The organism is Porphyrobacter sp. AAP60 (assembly GCF_001296025.1).
In the GTDB taxonomy this organism is placed as follows: domain Bacteria; phylum Pseudomonadota; class Alphaproteobacteria; order Sphingomonadales; family Sphingomonadaceae; genus Erythrobacter.
In genome coordinates this window covers 319915-338166 of the sequence record NZ_LJHV01000008.1, presented here as the reverse complement: position 1 = coordinate 338166, position 18252 = coordinate 319915, and the positions used below count along the sequence as shown (strand labels likewise).

Sequence of the window (18252 nt, the reverse complement as noted above, 5' to 3'; positions counted from 1 at the left end):
GGCGGGGTTAATCTTCAAGCGATGCCGAGCGCCTTGACCTTCTCGACCAGCGCAGCAACGTCGGCGACCTTTTCGCCTGCCTGACGCACCGGCGGCTCGGCGACTTTGAGGGTCTTGAGACGCGGGGTCAGATCGACGCCGTAATCGGCAGCGGTCTTGGCGGCGAGCGGCTTCTGCTTGGCCTTCATGATATTGGGCAAGCTGGCATAGCGCGGCTCGTTCAGGCGCAGGTCGGTGGTGACGATTGCGGGCATCGCGAGCTTCACGGTCTGCAAGCCGCCATCGACTTCGCGCTTCACGGTGACGTGATCGCCTTCGACTTCAACGGTGTTGGCAAAGGTGCCCTGCGGACGGCCCATCAGCGCAGCGAGCATCTGGCCAGTCTGGTTCGAATCGTCCGAAATCGACTGCTTGCCAAGGATGATGAGGCCGGGGGCTTCTTCATCGGCGATGGCCTTGAGGATCTTGGCCACTGCCAGCGGCTCCGCATCTTCATCGGTCTCGACAAGGATCGCACGGTCAGCGCCCATGGCAAGCGCGGTGCGCAGGGTTTCCTGCGCCTTGGCCGGGCCGACGCTGATGGCGACGATTTCGGTGGCTGCGCCCTTTTCCTTGAGACGGATGGCTTCTTCCACCGCGATCTCGTCGAACGGGTTCATGCTCATCTTGACGTTGGCAAGGTCAACGCCCGTGCCATCGGCCTTGACCCGCGGCTTGACGTTGTAATCGATCACCCGCTTGACGGGGACGAGGATTTTCATGGGGCGTTCCTTCCTCTCAAAGAATCATGGGCCGCTTGAGCCCTTGGCCGCCCGCCTAACTTGCGTTTACGTAAACGTCAAGCGAGGCGGGCCGCGATAAGGCCGGGCGAGATTGATACGCGATCAGCCCCGCCCGGGATGAATATGCCGAAGAAGGCCGGCTTGATCAGGCGGCCTTCTTCACTTCCGCCACGATCTTCTGCGCTGCATCGCCCAGATTATCGGCGCTGACGATGGCGAGGCCCGAATTGTTCAGGATCGCCTTGCCTTCGGCCACATTGGTGCCTTCCAGACGCACGACCAGCGGAACCTGCAGGTTCACATCCTTGGCGGCCTGCACGATGCCGTTGGCAATCACGTCGCACTTCATGATCCCGCCGAAGATGTTGACGAGGATGCCTTCCACCGCCGGGTCTTTCAGGATGATCTTGAACGCAGCCGTGACCTTTTCGGTGGTCGCACCGCCGCCCACGTCGAGGAAGTTGGCCGGGAAAGCGCCGTTCAGCTTGATGATGTCCATCGTCGCCATGGCAAGGCCTGCGCCGTTGACCATGCAGCCGATGTTCCCATCAAGCTTGATGTAGGCGAGGTCATATTCCGATGCTTCGACTTCCGCCGGATCTTCCTCGGTCACGTCGCGCAGGGCTTCGATCGCGGGGTGGCGATACAGCGCGTTGCCATCGAAGCTCATCTTGGCATCGAGCACCAGCAGCTTGCCGTCTTCGCTTTCGACCAGCGGGTTGATTTCCAGCATCTCGCAATCGGTGGCGAGGAAGGCATCATACAACTGCTTGGCCAGCTTCTGCGCCTGCTTGTTGAGATCGCCGGTCAGCTTCAGCGCGAAGGCCACGGCGCGGCCATGGTGCGGCTGGAAGCCCTGTGCGGGATCGACGCTGAAGCTGGTGATCAGTTCAGGCGTGTCATGCGCCACGGTTTCGATATCCATCCCGCCCTCGGTCGAAACGACAAAGGCGACGCGTCCGGTGGCACGGTCAACCAGCAGCGAGAGATAGTATTCCTTGGCGATATCAACACCGTCGGTGATGTAGAGGCGGTTAACCTGCTTGCCCGCATCGCCAGTCTGGATGGTGACCAGCGTGTTGCCGAGCATTTCCTTGGCGTGGGCTTCCACTTCCTCAAGGCTCTTGGCAAGACGCACGCCGCCCTTGGCATCAGCCGGCAGTTCCTTGAACTTGCCCTTGCCGCGCCCGCCAGCGTGGATCTGCGCCTTCACCACATAAAGCGGCCCGGGCAGTTTCTTGGCAGCTTCCACCGCTTCTTCGACGCTCAAGGCGGCGTGACCGGCGGGGATGGCGAGCCCGTGCTCGGCAAGCAGTTCCTTGGCCTGATATTCATGGACGTTCATGGCGTATCGATCCCTTCTTCTCAAATCCTGGGGAGAGGTTTGTTTGCGGGGGGCCTAAGCACGGATCGTCCCTCTTGAAAAGTGCTGTGTGCTGGCGCAACAGCTTGGCTTTGATGATTGCCAAAAATGATAGACCGTGATCGCCTTCTTACAATCGTCCGCGAGGCGGGCCGGATCGCCCATTCGCGCTGGCCGGGTGCCGGGCATGATCTGCATAGCTGGGACAAGACCCCCGGCAACCCGGTGTGCGAAGCCGATCTGGAGGTTGACCGCTTCCTCAAACGCGAGCTGGCGCGGTTGCTGCCGTCAGCCGCTTGGCTTTCCGAAGAAACCGCAGATGACAAGACGCGCACCGCCAGCGGGTTGATCTGGCTGGTCGATCCGGTCGATGGCACCCGCGATTTCGTTGCGGGACGCAGCGGATGGGCGGTGTCGGTCGCGCTGGTCAGCGGAGGGCGACCGCTGATCGGGATGCTTGCCGCGCCTGCGCGGGGGGAGGAATGGGTGGCGGTGGCCGGGCAGGGCGCGACCCTCAACGGTCTGCCGATCCGCGCCAGCATGCGCAGCACTTTTCCCGGCGCGCGCGTGCCGACCCACAGTCTGCCCAAGGACGATTCCGATCTGGTCGCGGTCGAACAGCCCAATTCGATTGCGCTGCGAATCGCGATGGTCGCCGATAACCGCGCCGATCTGGTGGCGACATTGCGCTGGGGGTTCGAGTGGGACATCGCCGCTGCCGCCCTGATCGCGCGCGAGGCCGGCGCCGAGGTCAGCGATGCATTCGGCCAGCCGCTGGCCTACAACAAGCATGATCCGCGGGATTTTGGTGTGCTGGTCTGCTCGCCCGCGATCCACGCTGCAGCGGTGGCGCGGCTGGCGGAGCGGGCTGCGGCGCTGCGCTGATCCGTTCCTGGTGTCTGGTGCAGAACGCAAACGGGCTGCCCATTCGGGCAGCCCGCAAGCGCGACCGCGCGCCCGCAGCGATGCGAACGACAGGTCGCGTGAGCGAGGATCGGGGGCGCGGGGGCGCCCCCGAAATCATCAGTTCCCGCGCGCGGCGTTTACATCGTCCTGGCTGACCGGGATGATCTTGATTTCAACGCGGCGGTTCATCGGTTCGTTGACATTGTCGCCGGTCTTCACGCGCAGATAATCATACTGCTCGCCAAAACCCTGCGTCGCCATGCGTGACCGGGCTACGCCGCGTGCGGCAAGGTAATCTGCCACTGCCTGCGCGCGCTGTTCCGACAGGCGCTGGTTTACAGCGGGCGAACCGGTCGTGTCGGTGAACCCGTAAACGTCGATCAGGCTGTTCGGATAACGGATCAGGCTTTCGGCAACGTTGTTGAGCGTGTCGAGAAAGCCGGGGTTGATCGAAGCCGAGCCGGTGGCGAAGGTGACGCCATCAGGCAGGCGGACAAGGATCGCATCCTGATCGCCCACTTCTTCCACATCCACGCCGCTGCCGGCGGTCTGTTCCTTCAGTTCCTTGATCTGGTCGTCATACTGCTTGCCAAGCACTGCGCCGGCCGAACCGCCGATGCCCGCGCCGATGATGCGCCCGGTATCGCCGCCGATCGCGCCGCCGAGCAGATAGCCGAGCGTGCCGCCGAGGCCGGTGCCGATCGCAGTGCGCGAAATCTTCTTTTCGCCCGTGTTCGGGTCAGTAACGCAGGCGCTGGTGCCAAGCAGCGCAAGCGCGGCTGTTCCAGACAGCAAAATCCGTGAAAATGTCATGATAATTCTCCCTATCTTCAATTGCCGACCATGCCATGGCGCCTGAACGGCGACAGGGTGAACGGGGCGTGCGACGGGCTGATGGCCCTCGCCACCTTCACCTCGCATGAACGCAAAGTCGCCGCATTCACGGATGTTCCATTACCATAGATGTTTGGGTGGCAAGATAGCGCGTTTGTGCTAGCGGAAAAGGGTGACACCATTTCCTGTAACCGACCTGTTCATCATCGTCGGACTCGTTCTGATAAACGGTGTGTTCGCCATGTCCGAACTGGCGATCGTGTCTGCCAAGACCAGTGCGCTTGAGGCAAAGGCGGAAGGCGGATCGGCCGCTGCGCGGATGGCGATCCGGCTGGCGGCTGACCCGGGCAAGTTCCTTTCGACCGTGCAGATCGGCATTACCCTGATCGGGATTATTGCCGGTGCCTATTCCGGGGCAAGTCTGGGCGGGCCGACCGGCGAGCGGCTGATGGCACTGGGCTTGCCCGCACAATATGCCAGCGAGGCGGGGTTTGCCGTTGTCATCGCGCTGACCACCTACCTCAGTGTTGTGGTGGGCGAACTGGTGCCCAAGCAGCTTGCCTTGCGCAACGCGGTGCCGCTGGCGATGATCATGGCCTTGCCGATGTCGCTGCTGTCGCGCGCGGCGGCACCGCTGGTGTGGCTGCTCGATTCCAGTTCGGCGGCGATCATCCGCCTGTTCGGCATCCGCCGCACGGGCGAGCCATCGGTCACCGCAGAAGAGCTGCAAATGATCTTTGCCGAAGCGACCCGATCCGGTGTGATCGAGGATGAACAGCGCCAGATCCTGACCGGCGTGGTGCGTCTGGCAGAGCGCCCCGTGCGCGAAATGATGACCCCGCGCACCGAAGTGGACTGGATCGAGGCCGATGCCGATCTGGCTGAAATCCGCGAGACGATCGAGGACAGCTCGCATTCCTTGCTGCCGGTGGGCGAAGGCTCGCCCGATTCGATCCTTGGCGTGGTCAAGGTGCGCGATGTGCTGGCGGCGCTGGTGGCGGGCACGCCGGTTTCCATCCGCGCGATGATGCGCCGCGTCGAGGTGGTGCCCGATCAGCTTGACGCGATGGACGCGCTGCGGGTGCTGCAATCGTCCGAAGTGGCGATGGCGGCGGTGACCGACGAATATGGCCACTTCGAAGGGATCATTACCCCGGTCGACCTGCTGACTGCGATTGTCGGCAATTTTGCCAGCGATTCCGATGATGGCGATCTGCCTTCGGTGGTGGAACGCGAGGACGGATCCTTGCTGGTGTCGGGATCACTATCCGCCGATGCGCTGGCCGACCGGCTGGGGCTGGATTATGGCGAGGATCGCGAATTCGGCACAGCGGCAGGTTATGCCCTGTCGGTGCTGAAGAAATTGCCGGCCGAAGGTGAGCATTTCACCGATCAGGGCTGGCGATTCGAAGTCATCGACATGGATGGCCGCCGGATCGACAAGCTGCTGGTGAGCGGGATTACCGAGGGCGGGGACTAGCGTAGAGCTCAACAGCCTTCGTCTCCGACACCTCAGATCAGTGCAAGAAACGGTTGCGCAGCGACCGCAAGGTCGCATGAGCGAGGAAGTCGCGCGCCCGGAGGGGCGCGCGCAAATCAAGAAGGTATAACCGTTGAAGCCGACTGGCCGTCACCTTCCGGCGCGGCGATGATGTCGCGGGTGACGCGGCCCTTGGCGACCGTGTTGGTGCCGGTATCGCCCACCTGGCTACGGATGCCAGGCGCGGCACTTCCGGCGCGGTCGATCACGCTCGCTTCGATCCGGCTGCGGGCTGCCGGGCCGCCGAACAGGGCTTCAAGCGCTTGCTCCGATGCGGCACCTTCGTTCGGGCGCGGCGCGCCGGGGGCGGGCGGGGTGAGGCTGAAATCGGGCGGCACCACCAGCGGCGCCTGCCGCTGCACGGCGAATTCATCGGGACGCTCACGATTGAACACGCCGCCGCCGCCGCCACAGGCAGCCAGCATTGCCGAGGCACCGGCCAGCAGGATTACGGGTGCAAACTTACGCATCTTTGGGCTCTCCACGGGACACATCCCCGGTTTCGGTTGCGTCCTTGTCGCGCACGAACAGGCTGCGGGCAAGGATTATGACGACGCCGATGGTAATCGCGGCATCGGCGATGTTGAAGATCAGGAACGGGCGGAAATCGCCGATATGGAAGTCGGCAAAATCGATGACATAGCCGAACAGATAGCGATCACGGATATTGCCGATCGCCCCGCCCAGAATCAGCGCGAGGCCGGTGATATCGCCCAAACGCTTTTCACGCATCATCCACACCAGCACCACCACCGCGATCACGCCCGTCATCAGCACCAGCAGCCAACGGGTTTCCATGTTGGTTGCCTGCAACATGCCGAGCGATATTCCGCGGTTTTCGGTATAGGTGAGATCGAAAAAGGGCAGCAGATCGATATTGCCGACCTGGCGGAGTGCCAGCGGGCCGGTAACATACCACTTCACCACCTGATCGATCACCGCAATGAAGGCGGCGAGCGCAAGGCCGATCAAGCGGTTGCGGGTGAGAAGACCGCTCATGCTGCTGTATCCAGCACGGCGACCACATCATCACAGCGCCCGCACAGCGCAGCCTCTTCGGCAACGTCGGGCAGCAGCCGCCAGCAGCGGCCGCATTTGTGGTGGGTGGTCTTGGTTACAGTCACGCCTTCGCCTTGCCCCCGCGTCACTGTCGCGGTGATGAACAATTCGGCCAGAGCCGCGTCTGTCACGCCTTCCGGCACGGCGCTGGCTGGCACCACGACTTCGGCTTCGAGGCTGGAGCGGATCGTCTTGTCGCGCCGCAGCGGTTCGATGGCTTCGTTGACCTGATCCCGCAGCGCCCGCAGCGCTCCCCACTTGGCGGCATCGGCGCGCACACCCAGAACACTGGGCCATTCGAGCAGGTGGACAGAGCCCCGCTGGCCGTCCTCGTCCGCCTCGCCATCTGCGGGATAGCGGGTCAGCCACACTTCCTCCGCCGTGAACACCAGCACCGGCGCGGCGTAGCGGATCAGCGCGTGGAACAGGAGATCGAGCACGGTGCGATAGGCATTGCGCGTCACGCTATCCGGCCCGTCGCAATAGAGCGAATCCTTGCGGATATCGAAGTAGAAGGCGCTGAGGTCTTCATTGCAGAAATCGACCAGCAGGCGGGTGTAGAGGTTGAAGTCGTAGCTTTCCGCCGCCGCCTTCAGCTTCGCGTCGAGTTCGCTCAGCAGCGCGAGGACATAGACTTCCAGCTCCGGCAGTGCCCCGCCGTCGCTCATGTCGCCCACAAACCCGTCGAGCGCGCCCAATAGGTAGCGGAAGGTGTTGCGCAGCTTGCGATACTGGTCGCCGACGCCCTTGAGGATCTCGTCACCGATGCGGTGATCCTCGGTGAAGTCGACCGAAAGCGCCCACAACCGGATGATGTCCGCGCCGGTCTGCTCCATCACCGTGACCGGACTGATGGTATTGCCGAGGCTCTTGGACATCTTCTTGCCCTTGGCATCCATCGTGAAGCCGTGGGTCAGCACCTGATCGTATGGCGCGCGGCCCCGCGTGGCGCAGGATTGCAGCAGCGAGGACTGGAACCAGCCGCGATGCTGGTCGCTGCCTTCGAGGTAGAGGTTGGCGGGCCATGTCAGGTCCGGCCAGCGCCCGGATTCGAGCACGAAGGCATGGGTGCAGCCGCTATCGAACCACACGTCGAGAATGTCGGTGACCATTTCCCAGTCATCGGGGTTGTGCGCCGCGCCGAGATATTCCGCCTTGCGCGCCTCGTCCCAGGCATCGACGCCTTCCTGCATGACAGCGGCGACAATGCGGTGGTTTACCTCGGCGTCTTGCAGATAGGTGCCATCGGGCCGCACGAACAGCGTGATCGGCACGCCCCATGCGCGCTGGCGGGAGAGCACCCAGTCGGGCCGCCCCTCGACCATCGCGCCGATGCGGTTGCGGCCCTTTTCGGGGATGAATTCCACGCGCTGGATTTCCTCCACCGCACGCTCGCGCAGGGTGGGCGAGGCGCAGAGGGTTTCCTCGGTCGGGTCGATTGCGCCGCCCTCGTTTTCCCAGCCCTTTTCCGCACGGGTCTTGGGCTCGATCCACTCCATCACCCGGTCCATCGGCACAAACCACTGCGGGGTGCAGCGGAAGATCACCTTGGCCTTGGAGCGCCACGAGTGGGGGTAGGAGTGCGCGTAGTCCGCGCTCGCCGCGAGCAGCGCGCCGGTTTCGCGCAGGTCCGAACAGATCGGCCCGTCGGGCGCGTTGAACTTGGGGTTGATGACGCTCATGCGCCGCTCATCCGCACCGCCCAGCCATTGCCAGTCGTCGCGGTAGCGGCCGTCGTCCATCACCGCGAAGACGGGGTTGATGCCTGCCGATTTGCACAGGTCGAAGTCGTCCTCGCCGTGATCGGGCGCCATGTGGACGAGGCCGGTGCCGCTGTCGGTGGTGACGAAGTCGCCGGGGAGCAGCGGGCGCGGCGCGGCGTAAAACCCGCCGAGATGGTGCATCGGGTGGCGGGCGAGGGTGCCGGCAAGGTCTGCGCCTTTGAAAGACATCTCAATGTGCGGTGCGAGTGTGATTGTCCCTGCACCACTCTCAGCCAATAGGCTTGTCAAATAAGTAGACAGTCTCTTGGCAAGTTCATGGATTAAAGGACGGGCCACGAGGAAGCGGGCGCCCATCAAATTGTTTAGGACAGGATAGTCACTGGGTCGTTGTTGTGGGCCCCATCCAACTGTCCCAACACCGAAGCCGACAGTGCAATACTCAACCTCCGGCCCATAGGCCAAAGCCTGGTTGACCGGGATCGTCCACGGCGTCGTCGTCCAGATCACCGCGTGCGCGCCGACCAGCTCGGGGATCGGCGATTCCACGATCTCGAAGGCCACGTCGATCTGGGTCGAGGTGATGTCCTCGTATTCGACCTCCGCCTCGGCCAGCGCGGTCTTTTCGACCGGGGACCACATCACCGGCTTGGATCCGCGATAGAGGTTTCCGGCCTCGGCAAACTTCAGCAGTTCGGCGACAATCGTGCCTTCGGCCTGCGGATCCATGGTCAGGTAGGGATTGCTCCAATCACCCATGATGCCCAGCCGTTTGAGCTGCTCGCGCTGCACATCCACCCAATTTTGGGCGTAAGCGCGGCATTCGGCGCGGAACTCCGCCGCGGGGACTTCGTCCTTGTTCAGCTTCTTCTTGCGGTATTGTTCCTCGACCTTCCATTCGATCGGCAGGCCGTGGCAGTCCCAGCCCGGCACGTAAGGCGCATCACGGCCCAGTAGGTTCTGGGTGCGGCAGACCATGTCTTTCAGGATATGGTTGAGCGCATGGCCGATATGCATGTCGCCATTGGCATAGGGCGGGCCATCGTGGAGGATGAACTTCTCGCGCCCGCGCCGCGCATCGCGCAGGGCGTTATACAGCCCGATCTGCTCCCAGCGCGCGGCAATGCCCGGCTCCTTCTGTGGGAGGCCGGCCTTCATGGGGAAATCGGTCTTCGGCAGGAAGACGGTGTCCCGGTAATCGCGCTTGGTTTCGTCAGACATAGGCTCGCGCCGTTAGGGCAATTGGAGCCTGCGATAAAGTGTTTGCGCGCACAACGTCCCTTTCTCGTCATGCTGAACTTGTTTCAGCATCCATTCCTCGGCTTCAAGCGGCGGTTATTGGGGCCAAATGGATCCTGAAACGAGTTCAGGATGACGAAGAGAGAAGGCGGCGGGCTTCGGCGCAATCCTTGTCCATCTGTTCGATCAGCGCATCGAGCCCGTCAAACTTCGCCTCTCCGCGCAGGAAGTGGTGAAAGGCGACTTCGATCTCCTGCCCGTAGAGATCGCCGGAGAAGTCGAAGAAGAACGGTTCGAGCAATTCCTTGGGCGGTTCGAACTGCGGGCGGATGCCGATATTGGCCGCACCTTGCAGCACTTCGCCCGTCGCAAGGATGCGCCCCTTCACGGCATAGATGCCGTATTTCGGGCGCAGATAGCTGTCGATGGCGAGGTTCGCGGTGGGATAGCCGATGGTGCGCCCGCGCTTGTCGCCGTGTTCGACAATGCCGCGAATCGCGAAGGGGCGGGTGAGCCATTGCGCCGCTAGCTGCGGATCGCCGTCACGCAAGGCCTGGCGGATGCGGCTGGAGGACACCACCTCGCCCCCGTCGGCGACTGGTTCGACCACCCGTGATTGCAGGCCCAGTTCGCCGCCCAGCGTCCGCAGCAGGTCGACGTTCCCCTTGGCGCCCTTGCCGAAGGTGAAATCGCCGCCGGTCACAACGCCATGCGCGCCGAAGCGTTCGATCAGGATGGCGCGGATGAAATCTTCGGCGCTGGTGCCGGCCAGATCGGCATCGAAGTGGAACACCAGCATCGCGGTTGCGCCTGCGGCCAGATACAATTCCTGCCTCTGCTCCAGCGTGGTGAGCCGGAAAGGCGGAACATCGGGTTTGAAAAAACGCACCGGATGCGGATCGAAGGTGGCGATGATCGAAGGGCAGCCCTCGGCCTGCGCCCAGCGGATCGCCTCGCCCGCAACCGCCTGATGGCCGCGATGAAAGCCGTCGAAATTGCCGAGTGCGATGATGGCACCCCGCAGCGCATCAGGCACAGGATCGCGGTGATCGAGCCAGCGCATCAGACCGCGACCGCCCTGCGATACGTCAGGAACGAGAACGCCGGATGCGCAGCTTCTGCCGCGTGATCCTCGCGCCCTTCCAGCACCCAATCGCGGCCCGGTTCAGCCATGAAGGTATCGCCCTGATAGTCGGCGTGGATTTGCGTGAGTTCGATCCGGTGGGCGAGCGGCATGAACACGTCATAGATCGCCGCCCCGCCAATCACCGCGATTTCGCCGCTATCATTGTCCTTGGCCGCCAGCGCCAGTGCATCCTTGACCGATCCGGCCATTTCCGCGCCCGCGGCCGCAAAATCATCGCGGCGCGACAGCACGATATGGCGGCGGCCGGGCAGCAGGCCGGGCAGGCTTTCAAAGGTCTTGCGGCCCATGATCATCGGCTTGCCGGTGGTGAGCGCCTTGAAATGCCTGAGGTCGGCAGGCAGCCGCCACGGCAGATCGCCGTCATAGCCGATCGCGCCATTGGCGGCGCGGGCGTAGATCAGAACGATTTCGGGTGTCATCGGCCCATGCTCATCGAATGGCGTGGCTCACACGGGTGACGTGGCCCATCTTGCGCCCCTCGCGCACTTCGCGCTTGCCGTAAAGGTGCAGGTGCGGCTCGCCCGGCTCGGACAGGATCTGGTGCGCGGTCAAGGACGCATCGCCCACGATATTGCGCATCTCGATCGCGGCAAAGCGGGTCTTGGTGCCGCCCAGCGGCAGACCGGCAATGGCGCGAATATGGTTTTCGAACTGGCTGGTGGCCGCGCCTTCGATCGTCCAGTGGCCGGAATTGTGCACCCGCGGGGCCATCTCGTTGAAAACGGGGCCGTTGCGGGTGGCGAAGAACTCCAGCGTCAGCACCCCGACATAGCCCAGCGCATCGGCAGTGCGGGCCGCAAGCTCGCGCGCGGCGGGCACTTGCGCCTCGACCAGAGCGCCTGCGGGCAGGATCGAGCGGGCCAGCATCCCGCCTTCGTGAAGGTTGGCGGTGGAATCCCAGAACCTGATCGCCCCGTCCTTGCCGCGCACCAGAATCACTGAAAATTCAGTCTCGTAAGTGACGAAGCCTTCATACACGCAAGGCGCGCCGGGAAAGCGCACGCCGCCAGCTTCGAGCGCCGAGCCGACCCGCCACTGGCCCTTGCCGTCATAGCCATCGCGCGCGGTCTTGAGGATGCCGGGCGTGCCGATGCGGATGATTGCGGCGTCAAAGTCCTCCCCGCTTTCAACCCTGGCATAGGGCGCGGGCACGCCGCCAAGGTCTGCGACGAATTGTTTCTCGTGAAAACGGTCCTGCGCAACCTCTAACGCGCGCAAGGGGCAGGCAAGCAGCGCCTGCGGCAGGGCGGCGACCGTGGCCAGCGGCACGTTTTCAAACTCCCATGACACCACATCGCAGCGCGCCGCCAATTCCGACAGCGCAGCGCTGTCGTCCCAATCGGCGGTGATGAAGGCGGAGCAGGCTTCGGCTGCGACATTGTCGCCTTCAGGCGCAAAGCCGATCACCCTGTAGCCCAGCTGCAAGGCGGCCACGGCCATCATCCGGCCAAGCTGGCCGCCGCCCAAAATCCCGATGGTGGAGCCTGCGGGCAGCATCAGTCTTGCGGAGCCTCTGCCACGGCAGCGCTTTTGGCAGCGCGCCAATCCTGCAGGCGTTCGGACAAATCCTTGTCCCCCAGCGCGAGGATCGCTGCGGCCAGCAGCCCGGCGTTCTTCGCGCCTGCCTCACCGATCGCCAGCGTGCCGACCGGCACCCCGCCCGGCATCTGCACGATCGACAGCAGGCTATCCATGCCGCTCAAAGCCTTGGACTGCACCGGCACGCCCAGCACCGGCAGGTGGGTCATGCTGGCGATCATGCCGGGCAAGTGCGCCGCGCCGCCCGCGCCGGCGATGATGACATCGAAGCCTTCGCCCTCCGCGCCCTTGGCGAAAGCCACCATCCGGTCAGGCGTGCGGTGGGCCGAGGTAATGCGCGCTTCGTAAGGCACTTCCAGCTCGTCCAGCACTTCGGCGGCGGCTTTCATGGTCGGCCAGTCCGACTGGCTGCCCATGACGATGGCAACGCGTCCCCCCGTGGCTTCCATCATGCGTCCTTCAGATAATAACGCGCCCCCGGCACCATTGCCGCATCGAAATCATAGATGATCGGCTGGCCGGTGGGAATCTCGAGATCGGTGATGTCCGCATCCGAAATGCCCGACAGGTGCTTGACCAGTGCGCGCAGGGAATTGCCGTGGGCGGAGATGATCACCGTCTCGCCGCTGGCCAGCACCGGCAGGATGGTGCTTTCCCAATAGGGCAGCACCCGCTCGATCGTCAGCTTCAGGCTTTCGGCCTGCGGTACCGCGATCCCTTCATAACGCGGGTCTGCCGCGAGATCGAAAGCACTGCCCGCTTCGATCACCGGCGGCGGCACATCGAAACTGCGGCGCCAGATCAGCACCTGTTCGTCACCATGCTTGTCGCGGGTTTCCTGCTTGTCGAGGCCCGTCAGCCCGCCATAGTGGCGTTCATTCAGCCGCCAGTCCTTGATCTCGGGAATCCACAGCCGCCCTGCCGATTCCAGCGCCAGATGCAGCGTCTTGATCGCGCGCGTCTGGAGCGAGGTAAAAGCGCGGGTGGGCAGCACGCCCTTGTCTTTCAGCAGCACGCCTGCCGCTGTCGCTTCGGCCACGCCTTGCGGGGTCAGATCGACATCCCACCAGCCGGTGAAGCGGTTTTCGAGGTTCCACTGGCTCTGGCCGTGGCGGACAAGGATAAGCTTGGGCATTGTGTCTCCGGGCGTTTGTTGGGCTCGGTTGCGTATCCAGCAAGAGCGCGCGGCGTTAGCCCTCGCCGGGCGGAAAGGGAAGGGGCTGCGTCGTTTCCGAATCGCTACCAATATCGGCAGTCGCCCGGGCCTGCGCCTTCCTGCGCCGCAGGTTTTCGCGCAGTTTGGCCGCCAGCCGGTCTTCCCTTGCCTGGGCCGGGGACATATTCTTGCGGGAGACTTCATTCATGAGCAACGCCTTGGCCTTAACTGTGATTGGCATCAAGCCCGGCTTGACAAGTGGCGGAAGCGCGACAATAGCGCCCGCCTGATCCGGGCTGCTGTAGCTCAGTGGTAGAGCGCGTCATTGGTAATGACGAGGTCGGGAGTTCAATCCTCCCCAGCAGCACCATCGCCCGAGACACCCCCACACCCGATGGCACCGGCCCACGCAGATGCGGCCTTATGCGCGCAACCATTCTGCCGTGATTGTACCGCTGTGCCCCTCGGGCGCCAATGCAGCGCGCAGGGCTTCCAGCAGCAGCGGCAGACTTTGCGTGAAGGCGTAGGGCGGATTGACGATGAACAGCCCGGCGCCATTATACAGCCCGGGCTGGTCGGTGTCATAGAGCCAGTGCTCCACCGTCAGGAACTTCGCGATGCCGGTCTGGCGCAGCTTGTCCTTCCAGCGCAGATGTGCCGCGCGGTCCTTCAGCGGATACCAGATGACCGTCACGCCATGCGCCCACTTGCGGTGCGCGGTAGCGAGCGTGGCGGTGATGCGGGCGCGCTCGTCGGTCTGCTCGTAGGGTGGGTCGACCACCACCACACCGCGCGGGCTGCGCGTCGGCAGCATCGCCAGCCACAGCTCGTAGGCATCGCGTTCGTGCACTGCCGCCGGGGTGCCGCGCATCGCGGCGCGCAGCAGGTTGGCGTCTTCGGGATGCTTTTCATTGAGGATCAGCGCATCCTGCGGGCGCAGCAGCCCTGCCAGAATGTGCGGGCTGCCGGGATAGAGACGCAGGCCCGCGGGCATGGCTGCGCCCGTATTCACCGCCTGAACGGCGGCGCGGTAGTCATCCAGCAACGGATTTGCATCGGCAAAGGCGCGCATCACGCCGCCCGCAGCCTCGCCCGTGCGCTGCGCCGCGTCGCTCTGGAGATCGTAGAGCCCGCAGCCGGCATGGGTGTCGATCAGCGTCAGCGCGGAAGGCTTTTGCTGCAACGCCTGTACCAGCGCGATCAGCAGGGCGTGCTTGACCACATCGGCGCTGTTGCCGGCATGGAAGGAGTGGCGGTAATTCATGGGGGATGCGTGAACCTTGCGATTGTCCGTCTTGCCGTTGTGCGTCCCTATCGTCCCGAGGCCGCCCTGTCTGCAAGCCTGTGCGGCGCGCACACCTCGGCTCTGTCAGGCGGCATAGGCAGCCACCCCCAAAATTGACGATACGCCCCGCCCCCCCACTCGGCTATCCCCTGTGATCACAACCGCGACCAGGGAGAGGTGCGCTATGGATCTGGGACTCAAGGGCAAGAAGGTCATCATGAACGGCGGGGCGCATGGCCTTGGCCTGCAATCATTGAAGCTGTTCGCCGCCGAGGGCGCGGATGTCGCCTTTTTCAGCCGCAAGGAAGACAAGATCGAAGCCGCCAAGGCCGAAATCGACGCCGCCGGGCCGGGCAAGGTGTTTGCCGAAGTGTTCGACATGGCATCCGGCACCGATGCCTATCAGGCGTGGCTGGAAAAGGCCGCGCAGGAACTGGGCGGCTGCGATATCTTCGTCCACACCGCCAGCGCTTCGGGCACCGGCGGGGCGGGGGACTGGCAGGCCTGCCTTGATATGGACATCAAGGGCGCGGCCTATGCGGTCGAGACCTTGACGCCTTATCTCGAGGCATCGGAAACCGGCTCCATCGTGATGCTCTCATCCACCGCCGCGCTCGAAACCTTCATCGCGCCCAACCCGTTCAACGCGCTGAAGGCGGCGCTGATCACCTATGCCTCGCAATTGTCGCAGGCGCTCGCGGCGCAGGGCATCCGGGTGAACACGGTCAGCCCCGGCGCGGTCTATTACAAGGGCGGCAACTGGGAAGTGATCGAGGAGCATATGAAGCCGCTCTACGACGCCACCCTCGCCAAGATGCCCACGGGCCGCTTTGGCGAGCCGGTGGAGGTGGCGAAAGCGATCGTATTCGTCGCCAGCCCGGCGGTGCCTTACATGACCGGCGCGAATATCGTCGTCGATGGCGGGTTCACGCAAAGAGTGCAGTTCTAAACACCAACCTCCGTTCGCCTCGAGCGTAGTCGAGAGGCTAGCTCGAGGTGTCTCGACTACGCTCGACACGAACGGAACAATGAAGCGATCCGGACAGGATCAATGAGGTGACACACATGGCGCAAATCGACCGCGACAAGCTGCTCGACATCTACACCCGCACGATGAAGGTTAACCGCACGGACGAGAAGTTCCGCGAGCTGCTGATGGGCGGCAAGGTGGCGGTGATGTATTACTGCGTGCGCGGGCAGGAGCTGGTCTCGGCAGCCGCGATGGCGGCCTTGGAAAAGGACGATTACGTCGTCTGCACCTATCGCGGGCAGGGCGAACAGACCGCCAAGGGCATTCCGATGGAAAAGTGGTGGGGCGAATGCCTCGGCAAGGCGACCGGCACCTGCAAGGGCAAGGGCGGCACCATGCACATCACCGATCCGGAAACCGGCATCATGGTGACGACAGGCGTGGTCGGCAGCGGCCTGCCGATTGCCAACGGGCTTGCGATGGCGAGCCAGAACAACGGCGATGGCAGGGTCACGGTGGTCAGCTTCGGCGACGGCGCGGCCAATATCGGCGGCTTCCACGAAGCGATGAACATGGCCCAGCTCTACAAGCTGCCCGTGATCTTCCTGTGCCAGAACAACCGTTACGGCGAACACACATCTTACGCCGACCATACCGACAGCCCCAACATTGCCAGCCGCGCCGCGGGCTACGGGATGAAGGGCGTGACGGTTGACGGCAATGACGTCCACCAGATTTACCCTGCGATGCAGGAGGCCGTTGCGCGGGCGCGGGCGGGCGAAGGGCCGACGCTGGTGGAGGCCATGTGTTACCGCATGATGGGCCACTTCTTCGGCGCCGACTTCAGCTACATGCCGCCTGAACACATCGCCGAAATGAAGGCCGAAGACCCGCTGCCCAAGCTGCGGCAGGTGATGCTGGATCACCAGTTCACCGAGGAAGAACTCGACGCCATCGTGGCCGATATCAATGCCCAGATCGATGCAGCGGTGCAGCACGCACTTGATGCGCCGCTGCCGGACACCGATGAAATCTACAAAGACGTGCTGGAGGAGACCGCCTGATGGCCCAGATCACCATGACCCAGGCGCTGAACCTCGCCATCGACGAGGCGATGGCTGAAGATGCCGGCGTGTTCTGCCTTGGCGAGGATGTCTCCGCCAAGCAGGGCGGGGGCGTGTTCAAGGTCACATCCGGCCTGACCGAGAAATACGGCGAGCACCGCATCCGCGCGACGCCTATTTCCGAAACCGCGATCATCGGCGCGGCGGTCGGTGCGGCGCTCGCCGGACAGCGTCCGATTGCCGAGATCATGCTGATGAACTTCGTCGGCGTGTGCATGGACCAGATCGTCAACCACGCGGCCAAGCTGCGCTTCATGTCGGGCGGGCAGACCCCGTGCCCGATGGTGATCCGCACCACCACCGGCGTTGGCGTCGGCTTCGGCGGGCAGCATTCGGACATGCTGGAGGCGTGGTTCGCGCATGTTGCGGGGATTCATGTGGTGACGCCTTCGAACCCCGCCGATGCGCGCGGACTGATGCGCGCGAGCATCGACGCGAACGACCCGGTGATCTTCATCGAGAACATCCTGTGTTACGGCCTCAAAGCCGAAGACCCTGGCCCGGGCTACCGCGTGCCGCTCGGCAAGGCGGCTGTGGCGCGCGAGGGCAGCGATATCTCGATCATCACCTATGGCCGCACCGTGCTCGATGCGCTCGAAGTGGCGGGCGAATTGGAAAAAGAGGGCATCAGCGTCGAGGTGATCGACCTGCGCACCATCGCGCCTTACGACGAGGCAACCGTGCTGGCCTCCGTTCGCAAGACCGGCCGTGCGATTACCCTGCACGAAGCGGTGCGCCCCTTCGGCACCGGCGCGGAAATCGCCGCCAATATCCAGGAAAAGTGCTGGGACAGCCTGAAGGGCCCCGTCCGGCGCATCGGCGGGACGTTCTCGGCGGTGCCATTTGCCTCGCATCTTGAGCAGGCCTGGATTCCGCAGAAGTCTGACATGATCGCCCAGATCAAAGCATCGGTAGGTAAGCACTAAATGGCATCGGAAATCCGCATCCCCAAGCTCGGCATGAGCGCGGTTGAAATGACTCTCGTCGAATGGATGTTCGGCGAGGGCGAGCGCGTCGAGAAGGGCGAGATCATCTACACCGTCGAAACCGACAAGAGCACAACCGAGATCGAAGCCCAGGCCAGCGGGATCATCCACCCGACGGGCGAGGAAGGCGCGGTCTACAAGGTCGGCGATTTGATCGGCACCATCGAAGAGTGAGCACGCCCAGAGAACTTCTGGCGAAGGTCTATGCCACCGCCGGCACCCGCGATTGGGATGCGGTCGAGGCGCTGATCCACCCCGATTTCGTGCTTTACGAAGCCAATTCGCTGCCCTTTGCGGGTGAATGGCGGGGCAAGGATGCGCTGCAACGCTGCGCTGCCGCGATGTATGGCACCTGGGCCGATACCAGTCTCGAAATGCTAGACTGCACCGGGGGCGAGACATGGGCGGTGATGGTGATCCGCCTGACCATGCATCCCAAGGATGGCAGCGCGCCCTTCACCCAGACGATCTGCGAGGCGGGTTGTTTCGAGGACGGGCTGCTGCGCGAGCTTCGCATCCACTATTTCGACGCCGCCGAAATCGCCGCGCGTGCGTGAGGCCGAAGCCAGCTTTCGGGCCGCTTGAGACCTTGACCCGCCGT

The 18252-nt window shown here is 63.7% G+C and carries 20 protein-coding genes and 1 tRNA gene; 8 read left to right on the top strand and 13 right to left on the bottom strand.

Annotated features, from left to right (window positions below):
- Positions 1-14: 14 nt before the first annotated feature.
- Positions 15-761, bottom strand: a complete 747-nt coding sequence (locus IP79_RS07525; protein WP_054118637.1) for an electron transfer flavoprotein subunit beta/FixA family protein — start codon at positions 759-761, stop codon at positions 15-17.
- A 166-nt stretch (positions 762-927) separates the two neighbouring features.
- Entirely contained in the window at positions 928-2127 is a 1200-nt protein-coding gene (sucC, locus tag IP79_RS07520; RefSeq protein WP_054118636.1) for an ADP-forming succinate--CoA ligase subunit beta, read from the bottom strand.
- 126 nt (positions 2128-2253) lie between these two features.
- Between sucC and IP79_RS07515 the strand changes: the two genes are divergently transcribed.
- A complete protein-coding gene (locus IP79_RS07515; RefSeq protein WP_054118635.1) occupies positions 2254-3030 on the top strand; it encodes a 3'(2'),5'-bisphosphate nucleotidase CysQ in 777 nt (258 codons plus the stop codon).
- Positions 3031-3168: 138 nt separating this feature from the next.
- Here IP79_RS07515 and IP79_RS07510 read toward each other — a convergent pair whose 3' ends face one another.
- Positions 3169-3864 (bottom strand): OmpA family protein, encoded by a 696-nt coding sequence (locus IP79_RS07510; RefSeq protein ID WP_054118634.1) that lies wholly within the window; start codon positions 3862-3864, stop codon positions 3169-3171.
- A 193-nt stretch (positions 3865-4057) separates the two neighbouring features.
- On the opposite strand from IP79_RS07510, the gene IP79_RS07505 reads away from it, so the two are divergent.
- Positions 4058-5365 carry a hemolysin family protein gene (locus tag IP79_RS07505; RefSeq protein WP_054118633.1) on the top strand — a complete coding sequence of 436 codons (1308 nt, stop codon included), beginning with the start codon at positions 4058-4060 and terminating at the stop codon, positions 5363-5365.
- A 116-nt stretch (positions 5366-5481) separates the two neighbouring features.
- On the opposite strand, the gene IP79_RS07500 is transcribed toward IP79_RS07505, so the two are convergent.
- The 9 genes from IP79_RS07500 to IP79_RS15210 all read right to left on the bottom strand — a co-directional run bounded on the left by IP79_RS07500 (position 5482) and on the right by IP79_RS15210 (position 13494).
- Complete coding sequence (locus IP79_RS07500; protein ID WP_054118632.1) at positions 5482-5895, bottom strand: DUF3035 domain-containing protein; 414 nt, start codon at positions 5893-5895, stop codon at positions 5482-5484.
- Positions 5888-6424, bottom strand: coding sequence for a signal peptidase II (gene lspA / locus IP79_RS07495; protein ID WP_054118631.1), 537 nt, complete (start codon positions 6422-6424; stop codon positions 5888-5890). Before lspA ends, IP79_RS07500 begins: the two co-directional genes overlap by 8 nt.
- Positions 6421-9426, bottom strand: a complete 3006-nt coding sequence (locus IP79_RS07490; RefSeq protein WP_054118630.1) for an isoleucine--tRNA ligase — start codon at positions 9424-9426, stop codon at positions 6421-6423. Before IP79_RS07490 ends, lspA begins: the two co-directional genes overlap by 4 nt.
- Positions 9427-9571: 145 nt before the next feature.
- A complete protein-coding gene (locus IP79_RS07485; RefSeq protein WP_054118629.1) occupies positions 9572-10507 on the bottom strand; it encodes a bifunctional riboflavin kinase/FAD synthetase in 936 nt (311 codons plus the stop codon).
- Positions 10507-11010 carry a dihydrofolate reductase gene (locus IP79_RS07480; RefSeq protein ID WP_054118628.1) on the bottom strand — a complete coding sequence of 168 codons (504 nt, stop codon included), beginning with the start codon at positions 11008-11010 and terminating at the stop codon, positions 10507-10509. Before IP79_RS07480 ends, IP79_RS07485 begins: the two co-directional genes overlap by 1 nt.
- 10 nt (positions 11011-11020) lie before the next feature.
- Complete coding sequence (locus IP79_RS07475; protein WP_054118627.1) at positions 11021-12088, bottom strand: 5-(carboxyamino)imidazole ribonucleotide synthase; 1068 nt, start codon at positions 12086-12088, stop codon at positions 11021-11023.
- Positions 12088-12579 carry a 5-(carboxyamino)imidazole ribonucleotide mutase gene (gene purE / locus IP79_RS07470; protein WP_156318226.1) on the bottom strand — a complete coding sequence of 164 codons (492 nt, stop codon included), beginning with the start codon at positions 12577-12579 and terminating at the stop codon, positions 12088-12090. The genes IP79_RS07475 and purE overlap by 1 nt, the downstream gene beginning before the upstream one ends.
- Positions 12579-13265: a 2,3-diphosphoglycerate-dependent phosphoglycerate mutase gene (gpmA, locus tag IP79_RS07465; protein ID WP_054118625.1), complete on the bottom strand. Its 687-nt coding sequence runs from the start codon at positions 13263-13265 to the stop codon at positions 12579-12581. Before gpmA ends, purE begins: the two co-directional genes overlap by 1 nt.
- Positions 13266-13320: 55 nt before the next feature.
- Complete coding sequence (locus tag IP79_RS15210) at positions 13321-13494, bottom strand: hypothetical protein (protein WP_156318177.1); 174 nt, start codon at positions 13492-13494, stop codon at positions 13321-13323.
- An 87-nt stretch (positions 13495-13581) separates the two neighbouring features.
- Here IP79_RS15210 and IP79_RS07460 point away from each other — a divergent pair.
- A tRNA-Thr gene (locus IP79_RS07460) sits at positions 13582-13656 on the top strand.
- 51 nt (positions 13657-13707) lie between these two features.
- On the opposite strand, the gene IP79_RS07455 is transcribed toward IP79_RS07460, so the two are convergent.
- Positions 13708-14550 carry a 23S rRNA (adenine(2030)-N(6))-methyltransferase RlmJ gene (locus IP79_RS07455; RefSeq protein ID WP_054118624.1) on the bottom strand — a complete coding sequence of 281 codons (843 nt, stop codon included), beginning with the start codon at positions 14548-14550 and terminating at the stop codon, positions 13708-13710.
- Between the two features lie 205 nt (positions 14551-14755).
- Between IP79_RS07455 and IP79_RS07450 the strand changes: the two genes are divergently transcribed.
- The 5 genes from IP79_RS07450 (at position 14756) to IP79_RS07430 (ending at position 18208) form a co-directional block, all read left to right on the top strand.
- The gene (locus IP79_RS07450) at positions 14756-15520 is read left to right on the top strand and encodes an SDR family NAD(P)-dependent oxidoreductase (RefSeq protein ID WP_054118623.1); all 765 of its coding nucleotides are present in this window, start codon (positions 14756-14758) and stop codon (positions 15518-15520) included.
- Positions 15521-15636: 116 nt separating this feature from the next.
- The gene (locus IP79_RS07445) at positions 15637-16605 is read left to right on the top strand and encodes a thiamine pyrophosphate-dependent dehydrogenase E1 component subunit alpha (RefSeq protein WP_082337080.1); all 969 of its coding nucleotides are present in this window, start codon (positions 15637-15639) and stop codon (positions 16603-16605) included.
- Positions 16605-17591 (top strand): alpha-ketoacid dehydrogenase subunit beta, encoded by a 987-nt coding sequence (locus IP79_RS07440; RefSeq protein ID WP_054118621.1) that lies wholly within the window; start codon positions 16605-16607, stop codon positions 17589-17591. The genes IP79_RS07445 and IP79_RS07440 overlap by 1 nt, the downstream gene beginning before the upstream one ends.
- A complete protein-coding gene (locus tag IP79_RS07435) occupies positions 17592-17825 on the top strand; it encodes a biotin/lipoyl-containing protein (protein WP_054118620.1) in 234 nt (77 codons plus the stop codon).
- Positions 17822-18208 (top strand): nuclear transport factor 2 family protein, encoded by a 387-nt coding sequence (locus IP79_RS07430; RefSeq protein ID WP_054118619.1) that lies wholly within the window; start codon positions 17822-17824, stop codon positions 18206-18208. The genes IP79_RS07435 and IP79_RS07430 overlap by 4 nt, the downstream gene beginning before the upstream one ends.
- Positions 18209-18252: the final 44 nt, after the last annotated feature.

Bases quoted from the DNA above. Each gene is read 5' to 3' on its own strand.
- IP79_RS07525 (WP_054118637.1), bottom strand. From the start codon at position 761: ATGAAAATCCTCGTCCCCGTCAAGCGGGTGATCGATTACAACGTCAAG.
- sucC (WP_054118636.1), bottom strand. From the start codon at position 2,127: ATGAACGTCCATGAATATCAGGCCAAGGAACTGCTTGCCGAGCACGGG.
- IP79_RS07515 (WP_054118635.1), top strand. From the start codon at position 2,254: ATGATAGACCGTGATCGCCTTCTTACAATCGTCCGCGAGGCGGGCCGG.
- IP79_RS07510 (WP_054118634.1), bottom strand. From the start codon at position 3,864: ATGACATTTTCACGGATTTTGCTGTCTGGAACAGCCGCGCTTGCGCTG.
- IP79_RS07500 (WP_054118632.1), bottom strand. From the start codon at position 5,895: ATGCGTAAGTTTGCACCCGTAATCCTGCTGGCCGGTGCCTCGGCAATG.
- lspA (WP_054118631.1), bottom strand. From the start codon at position 6,424: ATGAGCGGTCTTCTCACCCGCAACCGCTTGATCGGCCTTGCGCTCGCC.
- IP79_RS07490 (WP_054118630.1), bottom strand. From the start codon at position 9,426: ATGTCTGACGAAACCAAGCGCGATTACCGGGACACCGTCTTCCTGCCG.
- IP79_RS07485 (WP_054118629.1), bottom strand. From the start codon at position 10,507: ATGCGCTGGCTCGATCACCGCGATCCTGTGCCTGATGCGCTGCGGGGT.
- IP79_RS07480 (WP_054118628.1), bottom strand. From the start codon at position 11,010: ATGACACCCGAAATCGTTCTGATCTACGCCCGCGCCGCCAATGGCGCG.
- IP79_RS07475 (WP_054118627.1), bottom strand. From the start codon at position 12,088: ATGCTGCCCGCAGGCTCCACCATCGGGATTTTGGGCGGCGGCCAGCTT.
- purE (WP_156318226.1), bottom strand. From the start codon at position 12,579: ATGGAAGCCACGGGGGGACGCGTTGCCATCGTCATGGGCAGCCAGTCG.
- gpmA (WP_054118625.1), bottom strand. From the start codon at position 13,265: ATGCCCAAGCTTATCCTTGTCCGCCACGGCCAGAGCCAGTGGAACCTC.
- IP79_RS15210 (WP_156318177.1), bottom strand. From the start codon at position 13,494: ATGAATGAAGTCTCCCGCAAGAATATGTCCCCGGCCCAGGCAAGGGAA.
- IP79_RS07455 (WP_054118624.1), bottom strand. From the start codon at position 14,550: ATGAATTACCGCCACTCCTTCCATGCCGGCAACAGCGCCGATGTGGTC.
- IP79_RS07450 (WP_054118623.1), top strand. From the start codon at position 14,756: ATGGATCTGGGACTCAAGGGCAAGAAGGTCATCATGAACGGCGGGGCG.
- IP79_RS07445 (WP_082337080.1), top strand. From the start codon at position 15,637: ATGGCGCAAATCGACCGCGACAAGCTGCTCGACATCTACACCCGCACG.
- IP79_RS07440 (WP_054118621.1), top strand. From the start codon at position 16,605: ATGGCCCAGATCACCATGACCCAGGCGCTGAACCTCGCCATCGACGAG.
- IP79_RS07435 (WP_054118620.1), top strand. From the start codon at position 17,592: ATGGCATCGGAAATCCGCATCCCCAAGCTCGGCATGAGCGCGGTTGAA.